This window comes from Paucibacter hankyongi, assembly GCF_037482915.1.
Lineage (GTDB): Bacteria > Pseudomonadota > Gammaproteobacteria > Burkholderiales > Burkholderiaceae_C > Paucibacter_A > Paucibacter_A hankyongi.
The window spans coordinates 38613-55861 of record NZ_JBBHJX010000011.1; the positions used below are offsets into that span (position 1 = coordinate 38613).

Consider the following 17249-nt stretch of genomic DNA (forward strand, 5'->3'; position numbering starts at 1 on the left):
CTACCCTCAGAACAAGCGGAAAGAGGTTGACATGATTGTGTTGAAAGCCACCCAGGACAAGGTGCTCGGTGCCCTTCAGGCGGTTGCCGGCATTGTGGAGCGGCGCCACACGCTGCCCATCCTTGCCAATGTGCTGATTCGCAAGCATGGCCCCCACCTCGAGCTGACCACCAGCGACCTGGAAATCCAGGTCCGCACCACGGCCGAGCTGGGCGGCGACGCTGGCGACTTCAGCACCACCGTGGGTGCCCGCAAGCTGATCGACATCTTGCGCTCCATGCCGGCGGACCAAACCGTCTCGCTGACGGCCAATGCATCCAAACTGACCCTGCAGGGCGGCAAGAGCCGCTTCACGCTGCAGACCCTGCCTTCGGATGACTTCCCGCTGGTGCAAGAAGCGGCCGACTTCGGCCCCGCCTTCTCCGTGCCGCAAAAGACGTTGAAGCACCTGATCAACCAGGTGCACTTCTCGATGGCCGTGCACGACATCCGTTACTACCTGAACGGCATCTTGTTCGTGGCCGAAGGCAAGAACCTGACCCTGGTCGCCACCGACGGCCACCGCCTCGCCCTGGCCCAGGCCGAGTTGGAAACCGAAATCCCCAAGCAAGAAGTCATCCTGCCGCGCAAGACCGTGCTGGAGCTGATGCGCTTGCTGAAGGATGGTGGCAAGGGTGAAAGCGAAGACGCCCCCATCGAAATGCGCTTCGCCGGCAACCAGGCCAAGTTCAGCTTCTCGGGCATGGAGTTCGTGACCAAGCTGGTCGAGGGCAAGTTCCCCGACTACAACCGCGTCATCCCCAAGAACCACAAGTTCAACGTCACGCTGGGTCGCCTGACCCTGCTGTCCAGCCTGCAGCGCGCCGCCATCTTGACCAGCGAGAAGTTCAAGGCGGTGCGCCTGTCCTTCGAGCCCGGCCTCTTGAGCATTGCTTCCAGCAACGCCGAGCAAGAAGAAGCCAAAGAAGAAATCGAAATCGATTACAGCGGCGACCTGATCGAAACCGGCTTCAACGTGACCTACCTGATGGACGCGCTGCAAAACATGAGCCAAGACATGGTCAGCATTGACCTGAACGACAGCTCCGCCAGCGCCCTGATCACCATCCCCGAGCAGACCGGCTTCAAATACGTCGTGATGCCGATGCGGATCTAGGCCATAGCGAGAAATTAAACAGCGGGCGTGGGCTTCAAAGCTCAGCCCGCTTCAGTGCTTTTAAGGGGCAGAAATTTTGGCCCCGTGAGTGAGAGAGAGAGTCCCCGATGAGTGATGTGCCGAGCAACGAAATGAATCCCGACGGTCTGACCGACAAGCAGCAGGCGGCCGCCGATGCGGACGTGACGGCAGGCGCGGTCTACGGCGCCGATTCCATCCAGATCCTCGAAGGCCTGGAGGCCGTGCGCAAGCGCCCCGGCATGTACATCGGTGACACCTCCGACGGCACCGGTCTGCACCACCTCGTGTTCGAAGTGGTGGACAACTCCATCGACGAATCGCTGGCCGGCCATTGCGACGACATCATCGTCACCATCCACACCGACAACTCCATCAGCGTCAGCGACAACGGCCGGGGCATCCCCACCGACGTCAAGATGGACGACAAGCACGAGCCCAAGCGCAGTGCCGCCGAAATTGCACTGACCGAGCTGCACGCCGGCGGCAAGTTCAACCAAAACTCCTACAAGGTGTCGGGCGGCTTGCACGGCGTGGGCGTGAGCTGCGTGAACGCGCTGTCCAAGCACCTGCGCCTGACCGTGCGCCGCGAAGGCAAGATCCACCAGGTCGAGTTCAAGAAGGGCGTGCCGCAAGACCGCCTGCTCGAAATGCGCGAAGGCTTTGAAGTCAGCCCCATGCGCATCGTCGGTGACACCGACAAGCGCGGCACCGAAGTGCACTTCTTGCCCGACGACGAGATCTTCACCAACGTCGATTTCCACTACGAAATCCTGGCCAAGCGTCTGCGCGAGCTGAGCTTCTTGAACAACGGCGTGAAGATCCGCCTGGTCGATGAGCGCAACAACAAGGAAGACAACTTCGCCTACGCCGGCGGCGTGAAGGGCTTTGTTGAGTTCATCAACAAGGGCAAGAACGTCCTGCACCCGACCATCTTCCACGCCCAGGGCGACAAGATCAGCGAGCAAGGCACCAACGTCGGCGTGGAAGTCTCCATGCAGTGGAACGAGAGCTACAACGAGAACGTGCTCTGCTTCACCAACAACATTCCGCAGCGCGACGGCGGCACCCACCTGACCGGCCTGCGCGCCGCCATGACCCGGGTGCTCAACAAATACATCGCCGACAACGACCTGGCCAAGAAGGCCAAGGTCGAAGTGGCCGGCGACGATATGCGCGAAGGCCTGGCCTGCGTGGTCTCCGTCAAGGTGCCCGAGCCCAAGTTCAGCTCGCAGACCAAAGACAAGCTGGTCTCCAGCGAAGTGCGCGCCCCGGTGGAAGACATCGTCAGCCGCCTGCTGACCGACTTCTTGCTCGAGAACCCCATCGACGCCAAGATGATCTGCGGCAAGATCCTCGACGCCGCCCGAGCCCGCGAAGCCGCCCGCAAGGCCCGCGAAATGACCCGCCGCAAAGGCGTGCTCGACGGCCTGGGCCTGCCCGGCAAGCTGGCCGACTGCCAAGAAAAAGACCCCTCGCTCTGCGAAATCTACATCGTGGAGGGTGACTCCGCCGGTGGCTCCGCCAAACAAGGGCGCGACCGTAAGTTCCAGGCCATCCTGCCGCTGCGCGGCAAGATCCTGAACGTCGAGAAAGCGCGTTATGAAAAGCTGCTCACCAGCAATGAAATTCTGACGCTGATCACCGCTCTGGGCACCGGCATCGGCCGCGGCGCTGGCAGTGACGACTTCAACCCCGACAAGCTCCGTTACCACCGCATCATCATCATGACCGACGCGGACGTTGACGGCGCCCACATCCGCACCCTGCTGCTGACCTTCTTCTACCGCCAGATGCCAGAGCTGTGCGAGCGTGGCCACATCTACATCGCCCAGCCGCCGCTCTACAAGGTCAAGGTCGGCAAGCATGAGCAATACCTGAAGGACGGCAGCGAGCTCGACAGCTTCCTGCTCAAGATCGCCATGCAGGACGCCCACCTGCACACCGGCCACGGTGACACCGTGCTCAGCGGCGAAGCGCTGGAAACGCTGGCGCGCCAATACGTGTCGGCCGAAAGCGTCATCACCCGCCTGTCCAACTGGATGGACTTTGAAGCGCTGCGCGTGCTCTCCGGCGGCCTGGCCATCAACCTCGACGGTAAGGACGCCTCCGAGGCTGCCGCCGTCGCCATGCAAGCCGCCCTGCACCAGGCCGAAGTGCGCAGCGAGTACGACGAGCGCACCGACAAATACCTGCTGCGCATCAGCCGCAAGCAACACGGCAACACCCGCTCCAGCGTCATCAACGCCGACTTCGTGCACAGCGCCGACTACGCCGTGCTGAGCACCGCCGGCGTCACCTTCAAAGACCTGATCGGCGAGAACGCCATCGTCCGTAAGGGCGAGGGCGAAAAAGCCAAGGAAAGCAAGATCAGCGACTTCCGCAGCGCCATGGCCTGGCTGATGGCTCAAGCCGAAAACTCGGTCGGCCGCCAGCGCTATAAAGGTCTGGGCGAAATGAACCCCGAGCAGCTCTGGGAAACCACGATGGACCCCAACGTCCGCCGCCTGCTGCGCGTGCAGATCGACGACGCCATCGAAGCCGACCGCGTGTTCACCATGCTCATGGGCGACGAAGTGGAACCACGTCGTGATTTCATCGAGACCAACGCACTGCGTGCGGGCAACATCGACGTTTAAGCCAATGTTGTAGGCCAGTTGCAGTAACAGTGTCGCGGAGCACGCAGACGCTATGGCGTCGCCTCCTCCAAGTCCTTGATCCGCCTTGCGCGCCAGAGTAACTACTCTGGCGGCTTACGTCGGCGAAGACATAAGCTGAGAATCAGTGGCCCATAAGTTGAGAAATTTATGGGCCTTTTTCTATTGATTGCCCTTTGCTTTTGTCTACACCCCAATAGGCCGCCCAATTCGTTGCAACTCGTGCCACTCGTTTGCTCAGCCAACTGATTCTCAGCTTATGCCTACGCCTACACTTGTGTGGGCTAACTGCGACAGTAGACAGGCTAGTAAACATTTGTTGACTAAGATGCTCCGGCCCTTCTCAATAGCTGCCACCGACTCGTCATGTCCTCCGCACCTCGCCCATCGGCAGCGCAGCAAGCCCCTCAGCCCTCCCAGCAGCAGGCCACGCGTGAGCAGGTGCGCACCCAGGCGTCCAACGGCTGCCCGGCTTGCCATGAACCGCTGCTGCCTGGCGCCCTGTTCTGCACCGAATGCGGCCACGCGCTGGACTGTCCTTGCCCGCAATGCGGCGCTAATGTCGGCGGTGGCGATTTCTGCGAGGCCTGCGGCTTTTGGCTCAAGGCCGGCCAATGCCGCTACTGCTATGCCAGCCTGGTGCAGGGTGCGGCCTTCTGCACCGAATGCGGCAACCACCAGCAGCAAGGCCTGAGCTGCGCGCGCTGTCACACCCAGGGTTTTTTCGACTTCTGTGGTACCTGCGGCGATCCGCTTTCTGAGCTGGCCCTGGGCCTGGTGCAGGCCCCGCCAGATGATCCCGCGCTGGCCCAGGCGCTGCAGCAGCTGCGCCAGCTTGGCGCCGAGGCGCAGCAGGCCTTACAAGCCCAGCATGCGCAACCGTCTCAACCCGCCCGCTCCGCGCCGCGTCCGGCTGCCCCGCCGCCCAGCTTGAACCTGAGCGGTGCGCTGCAAAGCCTGCGCGCAGCTTCGGCACTGGATGCCGCCGCCGCCCAGCGGGCCCGCGAGTCCGCCGCGCAGGCACGCCAGGAAGCACAGGCCCAGGAGGCGGCGGCCCGCGCGCAGGCGCTGCAAGCCGAGCAGGAGCAGGCCCAGCAGGCCGCCCGCCAGGGCGAGCTGGCGCAGAGCACTGCCTCAGCCTTCGGGCTGTCGATGCAGCTGCAGCAGGCGCGCGAACGCATTCAGGCGCTGCTGGCCGCGTCCGAACAACGCAGTTTCCCGGATGCTCAAACCGCGCGTCGCTATTTCATGCAGTTGCGCAGCCAGCTGGTGCGCGAAGGCCAGGTGCCCGGCAAGTGGCTGTGCAACTGGGCCAACTGCCTGCACGACAACCCTAACGACTGCGGCAACCCGTCGCTGGGCGGGCGCTGGATGTTTGATTAAGGGAGGGAGAGGGACGTGAACGCTTGTGCTTCCTGCGCAGGGGCCAACCGCCCCAGCGCCAAGTTCTGCAAACGCTGCGGAACCGCTTTTGCGACGCCGGACACTGCATCGCTGCTGGACTCGCTAGTGGGGTTGGACGAGGTGCGTGCCGCGCTGGACGCCCTTCGTGTGGAGAGCGAAGGCCGGCGCCGTGCCGGCCGCGACCCGCGCCGGCCGCTTGCCCTGCTCATCATTGGCGATTCCGGCACCGCCAAGTCGCGACTGGGCCCACTGATCACGCAGGCGCTCTACAACCTGCAGCTGCTGGAACGGGCGCAGCCCGTCACCGTCAACGGCCTGCAGCAGGATGACTTGGAGAGCAAGAACTTGGCCGCAGCCTTCACCAAGGCCAAGGGCAGCGTACTGTTTGTGGACAACGCCCAGCTCCTGATGACGCCGCAGGGTGAGCCGCTGGCGCCATTCAACCAGCTGATGCACCTGATGGAAGCCTCGCCGCTGGACCCGGTGGTCATCATGGCCGGCCTGCCCACCGGGCTGGAGGAGTTCTGCCAACGCACATCCTCGCGCAACCTGCTGGGCCGATTCAATGAGGTCTTTCGTATTGCCGACTACCTGCCCGCCCAGTTGACCAATATCTGCGCCAACGCGCTCAAGGCCAATGGCTTCACTCTGCCGGAGGCCACGGAGAAGCAAATGCTGATGCGCATGCGCTGGGTCTACCGCAAGGTCAAGGCCGGTGACACGGGCATCCGCGCCGTCAACGGGCGGCTGGCGCTGGAGGAGGCCGCGGAGATTGAGGGGCGCTACTACGCCCGCGGTGCCAGCGACAACACGTTGCTACCTGAGGACATTCCTGGCCCGGCCGACCGCATTAAGCCCATCGAGTCCATCATGGCTGAGCTGGACAGCTTTATCGGTATGGACAGCATCAAAGCCGAGATTCGTTCGCTATACCAGGACATTCAGAACGCGCGGCTGCGCCAGTCCATGGGTCTGGGCGACGTGAAGGACGGCAATTTCGCCTACCACTTCATCCTCACCGGCAACCCCGGTACCGGCAAGACCACGGTGGCGCGCGCGCTGGGCGAGGTGTTCGAGGCCATGGGCGTGCTGCCTACCGGCCATGTAGTGGAAGTGGACCGCAGCAAGTTGGTGGGCGAGTACCAGGGCCACACCGCAGCCAAGGTGGTGGCTGCTTGCAAGCAAGCCGAGGGCGGCGTGCTGTTCGTGGACGAGGCCTATGCGCTGGTCAACGGCGGGCAGGGCTCCGACAACTTTGGCAAGGAAGCGGTGGACACATTGCTCAAGCGAATGGAAGACGACCGCGGCAAGTACGTCGTCATCGCCGCCGGCTACGACAAGGAGATGCAGGAGTTCCTGCGCAGCAACACCGGCCTGCGCAGCCGCTTCACTGCCATCTACCACCTGGAGGACTACACGGCCGATGAGTTGGCTGCCATCTTCGCCTCCATGGCCACTGCCCAAGGCTATGCGCTGGGCGAAGGCACGCTGGACAAGCTCACTGCCTTCTTCGCCGCCCGCTGCGCGCGCAAGACCAGTGACTTTGCCAACGGCCGCGAGGCCCGTAACCTTCTGGTGCAGGTGCTGCGCGAGCAGTCCGCGCGCCTCAGCCGCCTGGGCGCCGCGCCTGACGCGCTGCAAATGTGCACCCTGATGCCCGAGGACGTGCCCACCGCTGCAGCCGGCTCGCAGGAGACCCTGCAGGCCGCCATGGAAGAGCTGCAGTCCATGATCGGCCTGCATGGCGTGAAGGACTCGGTGCGGCGTTTAGAAGCCACGCTGGCGCGCGAGCGAGTGCTGGGTCGCACCAAACCGCTGGAACGCCATTTCATCTTCACCGGCAACCCCGGCACCGGCAAGACCACGGTGGCACGGCTGATGGCCAAAGTCTTCCACGGCCTGGGACTGCTGCCCACCGACCGCGTGATCGAGGTTACCCGAAACGAGCTGGTCAGCGCCTTCCGCGCCGACACGCCCAAGCTCACGAACAAGGCCATAGACAACGCCATGGGCGGCGTACTGTTCATCGACGAGGCCTACTCGCTGCTGCCGCCCGGCACCACCGGCGACCCCGGCATTGAGGCCATCAACACCCTGCTCAAGCGAATGGAGGACGAGCGCGGCAAGTTTGTCGTCATCGCGGCCGGCTACCACCGCGAGATGCAGGTCTTCCTGGACAGCAACTCGGGCCTGCGCTCGCGTTTCAGCGACCTGATCGACTTCGCCGACTACAACGCCGCCGAGATGCAGCGTATCTTCGAGCTGCTGTGCCAGCAGGACCAGTTGCAGCGGGCACCCGGCTTCGACGCTCAGCTGGCCGAGCACCTGCAGGCCGTGTTCGCCCACCGGGACGCCAGCTTCGCCAATGGCCGCACCGTACGCCAGCTCTTCAACGCCATCTGTGCCGCTTGCGGCGAGCGCGTCAGCCGCTTGGGCCTACCCCCTTCTGAGCAACCCGCCGCCATGCGCCTGCTCACCACTGCGGACCTTCCACAGGTCCACCCCGGAGTTCCCGCATGAGCTTGCAATGCCCCGGCTGCACTGCCGACATTGACGACGATTCCTACTATTGCGACCAATGTGGCGCTGAGCTGATGAAGTGCGGCCTGTGCGGCTACACCGGCAAGGGCAAGATGTGCCCGCATGACCGCACACCGCTCCTACCAGCCAAAGCGCTAGCTGGCACGGCCGGCAGCACCTCGTCGCTGGGAAAGAGTCCAGCCACGCCGGGTGCAGCAGTACCTTCAGCGCTAGCCAGTGCATCTGCAACGGTTCCTGCTACCGGACCTGCCGTGGTGGCGGCCTCGCCGGCCCCGGTCCCGCGCGCCCTTGTCCTGCGCGTCCTCGCCCACGGCGTGGAACTGCGCCCGACCCCCGGGGACGTGCTGGGCCGGCGCTTCGGTCCACATGCTGGCGTACTTGCGCGTTTCTCGCAGATTTCCAGCAATCACCTGGAATTGCAGCGTGACGCCTCCGGCCAGTGGACCGGCAGCGACTTGAATTCCTTCAACCACAGCTTCTACAACGGCCGCCAGTTGGCTCCGGGCCAAGCCCAGGTGCTGGAAGCCGGCGCCACTCTTTCCCTGGGCGACGTGGCCTTCACGGTGAGCCTGGAATGAGGATAGACGTCGACGCCCGCTGCGATATCGGCTGCGTTCGCACCAACAACGAAGATTTGATTCTGGCCGGCGGCCGTCTGCTTCGCGATGCCGGAATGAGCGAGCGCCTGGATGCCGCCCAACACCAAGGCCACCTGCTGCTGGCCGTGGCTGACGGCATGGGCGGCGCCGCCGCTGGCGAGTTGGCCAGCGAGATCGCGCTCACGCAACTGCGTGACCTGATGCAGGCCGCGCCTGAGGACCTGGATGGCGAACAGCTGGCCGGCGTGCTGCCCATGTGGGCCCACCGCACCCATGCCGCGCTGCTGGCGCGAGGCCAGGCCGAGCTGGCGCTGGCAGGCATGGGCACCACCGTAGTGGGGCTACTCCTACGCGACGGCCGCGCCTGGCGTTTCCATGCCGGCGACAGCCGCCTCTACCGCCGCCGCGCCGGCCAAGTTGAGCGGCTGACGCAGGACCACTCGCTGCGCCAGCAGGCCGGAAACCAGGCTTTGCCTGCCAACTTGTTGGTCAATGCGTTGGGCGGCGGAGCCGACAGTCACTTGGAACTGGCCGAGATCGAAGGCGGCGTGCAGCCCTTTGACCGCTTCTTGCTGTGCAGCGACGGCCTGACCGAGATGGTGGACGACGCCGCCATCGCCCAGGCCCTGGACGGCGACCGCGAGACCGCCGTCCAGACCTTGGTCCAGCTGGCCCGCCAGGCCGGCGGCCTGGACAACATTTCCGTGCTGGTGGCCGACATCCCGCGCCCGGCACCATCAGAACTCCAGCCTTTCGCACGCCCATGAGCACTGCACCCGAACATAACGCCGGCAACCCTTCACCGGCCGGCCCAGCCGGCACGGCCCGGATCGACGCTGCCCCAGCAGGCGCTGCGGGTCCCGCCGGCACTGCCCGGATCGACGCCACTGTCGCGCTCGCCGGTCCCGAGGGAACCGCTCGCATTGACGCCGCGCCCCATGCCGGCCAGGCCGGCACGGCCCGCATCGATGCTGCCTCGGCAGTTGCTGCGGGTCCCGCCGGCACTGCCCGGATCGACGCCACTGTCACGCCCGCCGGTCCCGCGGGAACCGCCCGCATTGACGCCGCGCCCCATGCCGGCCCGGCCGGCACTGCCCGCGTCGGCGCCGCCTCCGCGCCTGTGCCGACCCACTCCACCGCTCAAGTGGAGGCTAGCGCAAGCGCCGCCGGCCAGCATCTGGCGAATGGCCAGAGCATCAGGCTGCATGGCGCCAGTTACCAAGTGGAATCGGCGCTCAGCACCACCACCAGCGAGGCCCGCACCTATGTGGTGACCGATGGTGCCCAGCGTTTCGTGCTCAAGCATTACCGCCCGGGCCTGCGCGCGCCGCTAGCCGCGCTGGGCGCCATCCAGGCCCAGCCGCAAGCCAACGTGGTCACCATCCACGACTTTGGCAGCGAAGGCGGTCAGGACTTCGAGCTGCTCGAATACTTTCCCGCCGGCACTTTGGATCAGTTGCTGCGCCGCGACGGCCCGCTGCAAGACCTGGACCGGCTGCGCCGCCTAGCGCAGCATCTGGCGGACGGCCTGCAGCACTTGCATGAACGCGTGGGCCTGATCTACCAGGACCTCAAGCCTGAGAACATCCTCATCTCCGGCCCTGGGCTGGAGCGGGTGGTGGTGGCGGACTTCGGCATCTCCTCGCTACGGGGCCCGGGCACCGCTGGCGTGCAGGTTACCGCCAACGGTACGCGCGAATACGCCGCGCCGGAGCTGGCCCGCTTCGGCAACGAGACCCAGACCTTGGTCACCGAGAAGGTGGACTACTTCGCCCTGGGCATCACCCTGCTGGAGTGCTGGCAGGGCAAGCGCCCCTTCCAGGGCGTGACCGATGGTGTGCGCATGCTGCAGGTGCAGGACCGCGAAGTGCCGTTCCCGCCCGGGATAGATCCCTCGCTGGAAACCTTGATCAAGGGCCTGCTCAGCCCGAGCGCCAAGCAGCGCTTCGGGTTGGAGCAGCTTCGGCGCTGGGTGGCCAATCAGGCACTGGAGGTGGACTACACCCGTACTCAGCGTGTCTACGAGCGCCTAGCCTTCCGGGGCGACGAGTACTACCAAACTCCTGCGGAACTGGCCGCGCTTTTGGAAAAGCACCCTGCCCTGGGCCTGGACTACCTTTACCTCGGCACCGTCGGCAAGTGGCTGGAGGGCGCGCGGGACATGGAAATGGCCACGCAGATCGAGAAGATCGTGCGCCAGTTCGATCAGGACGACGCCCACCGTCGAGCCGGCTTGACGCGTGCTATCTATACGCTGGATGCCACCCGACCCTTCGTCTCTCACGGCGGGCGTGCCTGTTTGACCACTGACGAACTGGGCGACGCCCTGTTGGCCGAGCAGGACCACTACCTGCGCGCGCTCACCCAGTCCTTCGACCCCTTCTATCTTTACCTGCAGGCCCGTGGCGAAAGCGAGTTCGCCACCGAGACCCGCAGCCAGTTCCTGGGCAAGGCTGGAGCGCCGCGCGCCTTCTCTCAGCTGGTCTATGCGCTGCACAGTGCCAACCGCAACCGGCTGCAACTGGCAAGCCAATACGTCTTCCTACCCGAGGATCTGGCGGACGCGTCCGAGGACATGCGCCAAGCGCTGCGTGCCGGCCTGCTGCAGGATGACTCCCGAGTGCTGCTGTGGCTGCAGCGTTTGGGTATCGTGCAGGACTTGGTGGCGCTGCCCAAGGCCCAGGCGGCGGACCAGCTTAGTGCGTTGCGCGCCTTCCCCTGGCTGCGCCTGTCCGAGTTCGTTGCGGACCTGGATAAGCGCCAGGGCGCCATTGCCCATGCGCTGCTCAAGGCCAAGCGGCTGGACCTGCTGGATGAATTCGTCGCCCAGGGCCTGGACTTCGACGCCCCGGGCGAGGACTGGAAGCCACTGGTCACCGCCGCCGCAAACGGCAACCAGGCTGCTGTCGCCTTCATGCTTGACCACGGTGCCGACCTGGAGGCGATGGATGCCGACGGCGACACCGCCCTGACCGCCACCGTGCGCTTCCGCCGGTTGGAACTGGCGGCGCTGCTGCTGGCGCGTGGCGCCAAGGTCGGGCATGTTCGTCCCGACGGCCACACCCTGCTGGGCCTGGCCTTGATGGCCACCCAAACGCAGAACTACCGTTATCCGGTGGACACCTCGCTGGTGCAATCACTGCTGGACGCCGGCGCTGACGCAAACCAAGCCAGCGGCACCGAAGGCCGGCTGCCGCTGCACCTTGCCTTGATCACCGAACAGCTCGATCAGGCCTTGCCCTTGCTAGATTTGCTGCTGGCAAAAGGGGCGGACATCCACCGCAATGGCCCCAATCTGGCCGTCAACGGCCAGCCGCCCTGCAACGCACTGTTTACCGCCCTCTACGCGCTGCATTTCCAGCACAAGGACGCGGACGCCTACCTGAACGTGATTGAACGCCTGCTCAAGGCTGGCGCGCGCGTGGACGTGCTGGACCAGGGCAAGGCCCCGCTGCACTGGGCCGCTTTCTGGAGCCATGAGGGTCTCGCTAGGCTGTTGCTGGCCCATGGTGCGCGCCGCGACCAGGCAGGCGATGACGCCATGCTGCCCGGCACCTATGCCCGTATGCGCAAGGCTGTGGCGCTGGAGCCGCTGCTGAAGCCCGGCGCTGGCCTGCTGTGGCGCAGTCGCTTCAAGCAGTTAGGCGCCACCGCGCTCAAGGCGTTGGTGCTGGTGCTGCTGATCCCGCCGCTGCTGGGCCTGGGCAACTGGCTGTTGCAGACCCGGGCGTTGGCGCACGGCGACCTCACCTCGCTGAGCCCAGCCTGGGGAACGCTGCTTGCCATGCTGCTGCTGCTGCGTGCCACGTTGGACGGTTCCTGGAAGTTAATGGGCGCGCGGCTCAAGGCGGCTGTGCGCTCCTTGGGTGGCTGGGTGCGCTGGCTGGTGGCAGGTCCGGTGCTGCTGGGCGGCTTGGGCCTGCTGGGCGCAGCCACGCTGCAGCAGCTCAACCTGCGCCTGTCCAACTGGCTCTGGGCAGTGAACGGCTGGGCCCTGGTGTTTCTGGCTGCGGCGTTGGTGATGACGGCCGTCTCGGTGGCCGTCAGCCATCGCGCGCTGGCCTTTGCCCTGCCCTATGAAAAGTACCTGGCCGCCGGCGGCAGCGGTGGCGGCAGCAGTAGCAAGCTGAGCGCCTTACTGGCCACCCTAGTGCTGGCGGGCATGTTCTTAGTGCCGGTGGGGCTGCTGCTGCATTGGCGCAACGAGCCGTCCATCCCGAGCGAAGGTCCCACAGCTGTGATCAATCTGGGTAATGGCACGTTGTTGGCCAACTTCAACGTGCGCGGCGACCGTGGTGTGATCTGCACCTTGCCGCCCGGCACCACGCTCAGCAACCTACGACCAGCGCCCAATAACTGGCCGGAACCGCGCTGGCATGCCAACGTTCCTAAGCCTCCGGCGCGCTGTGGCACTCAACTGGCTGGCATTGCGTTAGCCATCCCGCAGACCCAGATCCGGCTCGGCAATGCAGGTGCAGTGGCCGATGCGTCAACCGCCCGCAAGGCCGACAATGGTGCGGATCGCGGCACGCCTCATGCCACGACCAGCCCGACCCCTGGGCCCACCAAGGCTCAGTCTGTGTCGGGCGCTGTGCGCGGCTTGTCGTCCGACGGCTGGCCGATGATCGACGGTCGTCCCGTGCCACTGAACGGCATTGCCGGCATCGCCGCGGCCCAGCGTCCGCGCTTTGAAAGCTGGCTGGCGAGCCACGACAACCAACTGAACTGCGAACCCGTGGCCGATGGCGGCTACCGTTGCCTGACGACACGCCAGATCGACACCGCAGAGGCCCTGCTGCTCAACGGCGTGGCCAGTACCAGCGCCGACGCTCCGGCAAACTACAAGGACGCCATGGCACAGGCCATGGCCGCCAAACGAGGTCAATGGAAATGATGCAACGCCTTTCCTCCCGACTGGCCGCACTGGCGGCCCTGGCCCTGGCCGGCTGCGCCGCGCCCAATGCCGTGCCGCCGGGCGGCGAAGCCCAGCTGCTAGCTGACATCAAAGCTGGCACCGTGGCACTGGACTGCAACTTGGCCTGCTCGCCCATCTACATCTTTAACCAGACCCGCTTGCAACAGCTCTACCGCGCCCAGAACTGGCCGGAGCTGGCGCTAGCCACCGCCAAGACCAGCTACCGGCGCGATATCGCTTACTTTTACCTCGGTGCGGCCGCCCAAGGCATGCAGGCCTGGGCCGCGGCGGACCGCTACTACCGTATGGCCGGTGCACTGGCCACCGGTAACGACCCCACGGCCCAGTGCCGCACCATTCAAAACCTCTGTGCCGGCTTCAATTTTCCGCAGGACATCGTGAGCCGGCTTCGCGTGGTTTCGGCCCAGTTGGGACGCGCCCCGGTGGATGCTCAGCAGTTGAAGAACGGCGATACCGGCCTGAACCGGCTCGGCGAGGCTGACTATCTGCCCGAAGCCCCGCAGGCCCTGCTCAACCAGTACGCCGCCCGCCGTCTGTTCGGCCCAGCAAGCGGCAATCCCAAGCGGGACCAGGAATTCAATAACCAGTTGCTGGAACAGCTGGACCCGCAGGCGGCCCAGTCCACTCGCGGGAATGAGATCGCCCGGCCACGCGCTATCGCCGCCCTCGGTCAGCGCCTGGGCAACCAGGTGGCCGAGCAGCGCTTGGTGCTGGGACTGTGGGTGCAGCTCAAGGACTACGACCTGGCCAGCCAGAGCTTCGAATTGCGTTACCCGCTGTTCTCTCGCAACCACGCACCGCAACTCAACCAAGGCGTGTATGGAGGCGAATCGCCTCGTGGCGGCCCGTTCTACGGCTACACCAGCCGGGGCAGCACCTGCGTCTGGGAGAACCAGTCCACGGCGGACTATGCCCGTCCGGACGAGCAGGAGCCCTATTTCCTCTTGCTCACCCTATGCCAGCAGCGCCCCAACCCGCAATGGCGCGCCAACACTCCGGCACCCAACAACGCCGAGCTGCCGCCGTTGACCCAATTGGCCCTGCCCGCGTTGCCTAATGGCGGCCTGTGGCCGCGCCTCAGCGTGCCAGAAGCGCGTGCCGACGTGCTGCTCCGCAAGATCCAGCGCAATCGCCTAGTCTGGGCCGAGCTGGTGTTCGACGTGCGCGCCATCGGAGCCCTCAATGCCGGTCCCTTCCCGACCCGCGAGACCCTGGAGCTGAAACGCCCCGGCATGGTGGCTGCCATCATGCCGCGCACCTTGTTCGTCTGGGAGAACGTGCCAGATGGAAATCGCCCCGGCCAACTGTTGGCTGTGGCAGGCGATGTGGTGGGTCAGGCCCCCATCCCGCAGGGCCGCCTCCCTCGCCACCTCGTGGCCGACCGCAGTTATGAAGGTCTGCCCGAGCCTGTTTTCCCCGACCAGTCAGCCGCTGGTAGCCCCACCGTCCGAGGCAGTCGCACGGCTGCGCCGGTGAAGGTGACGCCGGCCATGACGCCCGCGCCACTGCCCGGTAGTCGCCCAGCCGCCGTGCAGGCACCAGCCCCGGCCGCCAAACCTGCGCCTACCCCGGCAAAGCCCGCCGCGCGCGTCGAGGAAGAGGAAACTTGGGTTGAGCCACCACCCGCGAAGCGCTAGATGACGGCCGACCTATCACGTGCTTCGCACGTACCACCCAGGGCAAACGCTCGCAGGCCCATCCAAGCCGGCTCCTGGCGCGTTGCTGGGGTGGTGTCTGTGTTGATGGCCTTGTCAGCCGTCGCATCGGCCCAGGCCTTGTCGGAAATCACACTGGTGGCGCAGGCTGCCGCTAGCGGCCAGCCGCAGCGCCAACTGGCGGTGAACCTGCGCGGCGACCTCGTGCTGTTGCTGCAGGACCGGGTGGAGGGGGGTAGCCGCCATCAAGCCATCGTGGCCCTGGTGCAACGCCAACCGGGCATGTTGCTGGATTTGCCGGGCGCGCTCCGGCAAGTGGACGAACTGGCGCTGGACTGCCATGCCGGCACCCGCACGGTTTGGCGCAGCGAGGCCTACCGTGCCGGCGATCCGACCGCCCAACCCAGCCGCAGCCTTCGCCTCGACCCCGAGCAGCGTCGAACCGATGCGCTGGCCGACCTCGCCCTCTCCAACCCCCTGATGGCCGCCGCGCTGCGCACCTTGTGCGCTGGTGGTGGCACGGTAGTGCAGCAGCCCGAGCCGAAGGTGCCGGCCTCGCCTACAGCGCCGGCCACACCCGTGGCGCCCATCGAGCCTGGCAGTATCCAGCCCCCCTCCAACAACGTTCCTCCCGGTACGCAGGGGCCACCGGCCGGGTCTCCATCGCCGCCCGTGGCAAACAACGGCCCCTCTTGGATCAATGCGCCCATCTTCCCCGGCAGCGCCTTCAGCCTGCGTACGCTGGCCCGGCTGGCCCAGGGCACCTACACCAGTCCGGCCGCGCTGCAGGCCGAAACTGAGGTGGCGGCTGTACTGAGCGACGTACTGGCGCAGCTCGAATCTCGCCCCACACCCCACCAATCACTGAAGGTGATGCTGACTCGCCAGAGCCTTGACGTTACCTTGCGCAAGCAGGGCGGGCTTGAACGCAACTTAGCCGACAAGGCCGCGCTGCTGGAAGAGGTGGGTTTGCAGGCGATGGCTTTGCCTCCGATGGTTCGGCGTGCGCCGGCCAGCTTTGTGGCCGAGCTGTACCGTCACAACGCTAGCGGCCAGTACGTGCTTGCCTTCCGTGGTTCTGCCGAGGCGGCGGATTGGGTCAGCAACCTGTGGATGGGCGTGGACCTAGGAGAGGTAACCTCGCCCCACTACGCTGCAGCCGACGAGTTGGTGGCTGAGTTGCGCCGCCGTGGCATCAGCCCACTGGTGCTGGGACATTCGCTGGGCGGCGGTATGGCCCAGTATGTTGCCTACCGGCATTCGCTGCGAATGGTGGGCTTCAACCCCTCGCCATTGCCGGTGCGCTACCTCAGCGGAAAGAACTACGACGTGACCAACGCCCGCTTGTTCACCGCGCTGGAGCTGCCCGCGCCCGGCACGCCGCCCTCGCCCGAGCACGACCAGCGCCTGGGCGATCCGCTCTCGTTGGGCCTGGACTCGCTGCGCAAGCAGTCCGCGCGGGCCGAGCAATGGATTAAGGCCAGCCGTCAGTTGGTCAAGCCTGTCTGCCTGCTGACCCTGCCCGAGCCCTATTTCGATGCTGAGGAAGACGCCGATCTCTCCCGCGCTGTGGGCCAGTACTTCGTCTCCGGCCCCTTGCAGACCTTGCTCACCGCCAGCACCATCGGCACGGTAAAGAAGGTATCCAAGGGCTTGGCCATCAGTAAGGGCCTAGAGGCACTGCTAGATGATCCCGCTTGGATCCAGGCAGGCGCCGGTCATGGCCAGGCGGGCGTGGAGGCACAGAAACGCGCGGTGGTTGCTGGCGTGCAGCAAGCCCAAGCCCTTCAGAGCATGGGTAAGGCCCTGGGCTGGCTCTACAGCGCTTCCACCGGCAAGAACATGGGCAAGACGGCGATGCAGGTGAGCGTAGGGGTGGTGGACATGATGGCCGCCGTCTACGTCAAGCGGATGCTGCAAGTCCACGGCATGGCGCGTTTCCTGCGCGGTCTGGGTGCCTATGGCGATCTCAGCCCTTATGCGTTGGCGCCGGATGGCAGCTCGCCCTGCTCGGCTGTTTCCAGCACTTACTGACTTCCTGGCGCGAAGACGTTCAAGGCTAGCCTCAAGCACTCGAAGCAGCGAACGACACAGGCCAGGATTGAATTGCCCTTTGTGGTGAGCCGGGCTTAGATGCGTTGCAGGTTCTGTCTGCGATTCCGAAGCCTTGCCCAAGGCCTCAAGCGCTAATGGCTGAAGCTAACAACAGTAGAATCTGTCAAAAATCCTTACACAAATTTGAACTCCATAACGTCAAGCATCATGTGTCGAGCAGTGGCTGCC

At 65.3% G+C, this 17249-nt stretch carries 9 protein-coding genes; all 9 read left to right on the top strand.

Annotated features, from left to right (window positions below; all coding sequences use genetic code 11):
* The first annotated feature begins 31 nt into the window (after positions 1-31).
* The 9 genes from dnaN to WG899_RS15890 all read left to right on the top strand — a co-directional run bounded on the left by dnaN (position 32) and on the right by WG899_RS15890 (position 17000).
* On the top strand, positions 32-1156 hold the full coding sequence (dnaN, locus tag WG899_RS15850) for a DNA polymerase III subunit beta (RefSeq protein WP_339596625.1): 1125 nt from the start codon (positions 32-34) through the stop codon (positions 1154-1156).
* A gap of 107 nt (positions 1157-1263) precedes the next feature.
* Entirely contained in the window at positions 1264-3813 is a 2550-nt protein-coding gene (gyrB, locus tag WG899_RS15855) for a DNA topoisomerase (ATP-hydrolyzing) subunit B (protein ID WP_422044086.1), read from the top strand.
* A 384-nt stretch (positions 3814-4197) separates the two neighbouring features.
* Entirely contained in the window at positions 4198-5214 is a 1017-nt protein-coding gene (locus WG899_RS15860; protein WP_339596626.1) for a double zinc ribbon domain-containing protein, read from the top strand.
* A gap of 15 nt (positions 5215-5229) precedes the next feature.
* Complete coding sequence (locus WG899_RS15865; RefSeq protein ID WP_339596627.1) at positions 5230-7755, top strand: AAA family ATPase; 2526 nt, start codon at positions 5230-5232, stop codon at positions 7753-7755.
* Positions 7752-8354, top strand: coding sequence for a double zinc ribbon and FHA domain-containing protein (locus tag WG899_RS15870; protein ID WP_339596628.1), 603 nt, complete (start codon positions 7752-7754; stop codon positions 8352-8354). The genes WG899_RS15865 and WG899_RS15870 overlap by 4 nt, the downstream gene beginning before the upstream one ends.
* Positions 8351-9142, top strand: coding sequence for a PP2C family protein-serine/threonine phosphatase (locus WG899_RS15875; RefSeq protein ID WP_339596629.1), 792 nt, complete (start codon positions 8351-8353; stop codon positions 9140-9142). The genes WG899_RS15870 and WG899_RS15875 overlap by 4 nt, the downstream gene beginning before the upstream one ends.
* Positions 9139-13269, top strand: a complete 4131-nt coding sequence (locus WG899_RS15880) for a protein kinase domain-containing protein (protein ID WP_339596630.1) — start codon at positions 9139-9141, stop codon at positions 13267-13269. Before WG899_RS15875 ends, WG899_RS15880 begins: the two co-directional genes overlap by 4 nt.
* The gene (locus WG899_RS15885) at positions 13266-14948 is read left to right on the top strand and encodes a hypothetical protein (RefSeq protein WP_339596631.1); all 1683 of its coding nucleotides are present in this window, start codon (positions 13266-13268) and stop codon (positions 14946-14948) included. The genes WG899_RS15880 and WG899_RS15885 overlap by 4 nt, the downstream gene beginning before the upstream one ends.
* Before the next feature lie 105 nt (positions 14949-15053).
* Entirely contained in the window at positions 15054-17000 is a 1947-nt protein-coding gene (locus WG899_RS15890) for a Tle-like phospholipase domain-containing protein (protein ID WP_339596632.1), read from the top strand.
* The last annotated feature ends 249 nt before the right edge of the window (positions 17001-17249 follow it).

What these genes read in the sequence shown, in the direction of transcription:
- dnaN (WP_339596625.1), top strand. Translation starts at nt 32, where the DNA reads ATGATTGTGTTGAAAGCCACCCAGGACAAGGTGCTCGGTGCCCTTCAG.
- WG899_RS15880 (WP_339596630.1), top strand. Translation starts at nt 9,139, where the DNA reads ATGAGCACTGCACCCGAACATAACGCCGGCAACCCTTCACCGGCCGGC.
- WG899_RS15860 (WP_339596626.1), top strand. Translation starts at nt 4,198, where the DNA reads ATGTCCTCCGCACCTCGCCCATCGGCAGCGCAGCAAGCCCCTCAGCCC.
- gyrB (WP_422044086.1), top strand. Translation starts at nt 1,264, where the DNA reads ATGAGTGATGTGCCGAGCAACGAAATGAATCCCGACGGTCTGACCGAC.
- WG899_RS15875 (WP_339596629.1), top strand. Translation starts at nt 8,351, where the DNA reads ATGAGGATAGACGTCGACGCCCGCTGCGATATCGGCTGCGTTCGCACC.
- WG899_RS15870 (WP_339596628.1), top strand. Translation starts at nt 7,752, where the DNA reads ATGAGCTTGCAATGCCCCGGCTGCACTGCCGACATTGACGACGATTCC.
- WG899_RS15885 (WP_339596631.1), top strand. Translation starts at nt 13,266, where the DNA reads ATGATGCAACGCCTTTCCTCCCGACTGGCCGCACTGGCGGCCCTGGCC.
- WG899_RS15890 (WP_339596632.1), top strand. Translation starts at nt 15,054, where the DNA reads ATGGCCTTGTCAGCCGTCGCATCGGCCCAGGCCTTGTCGGAAATCACA.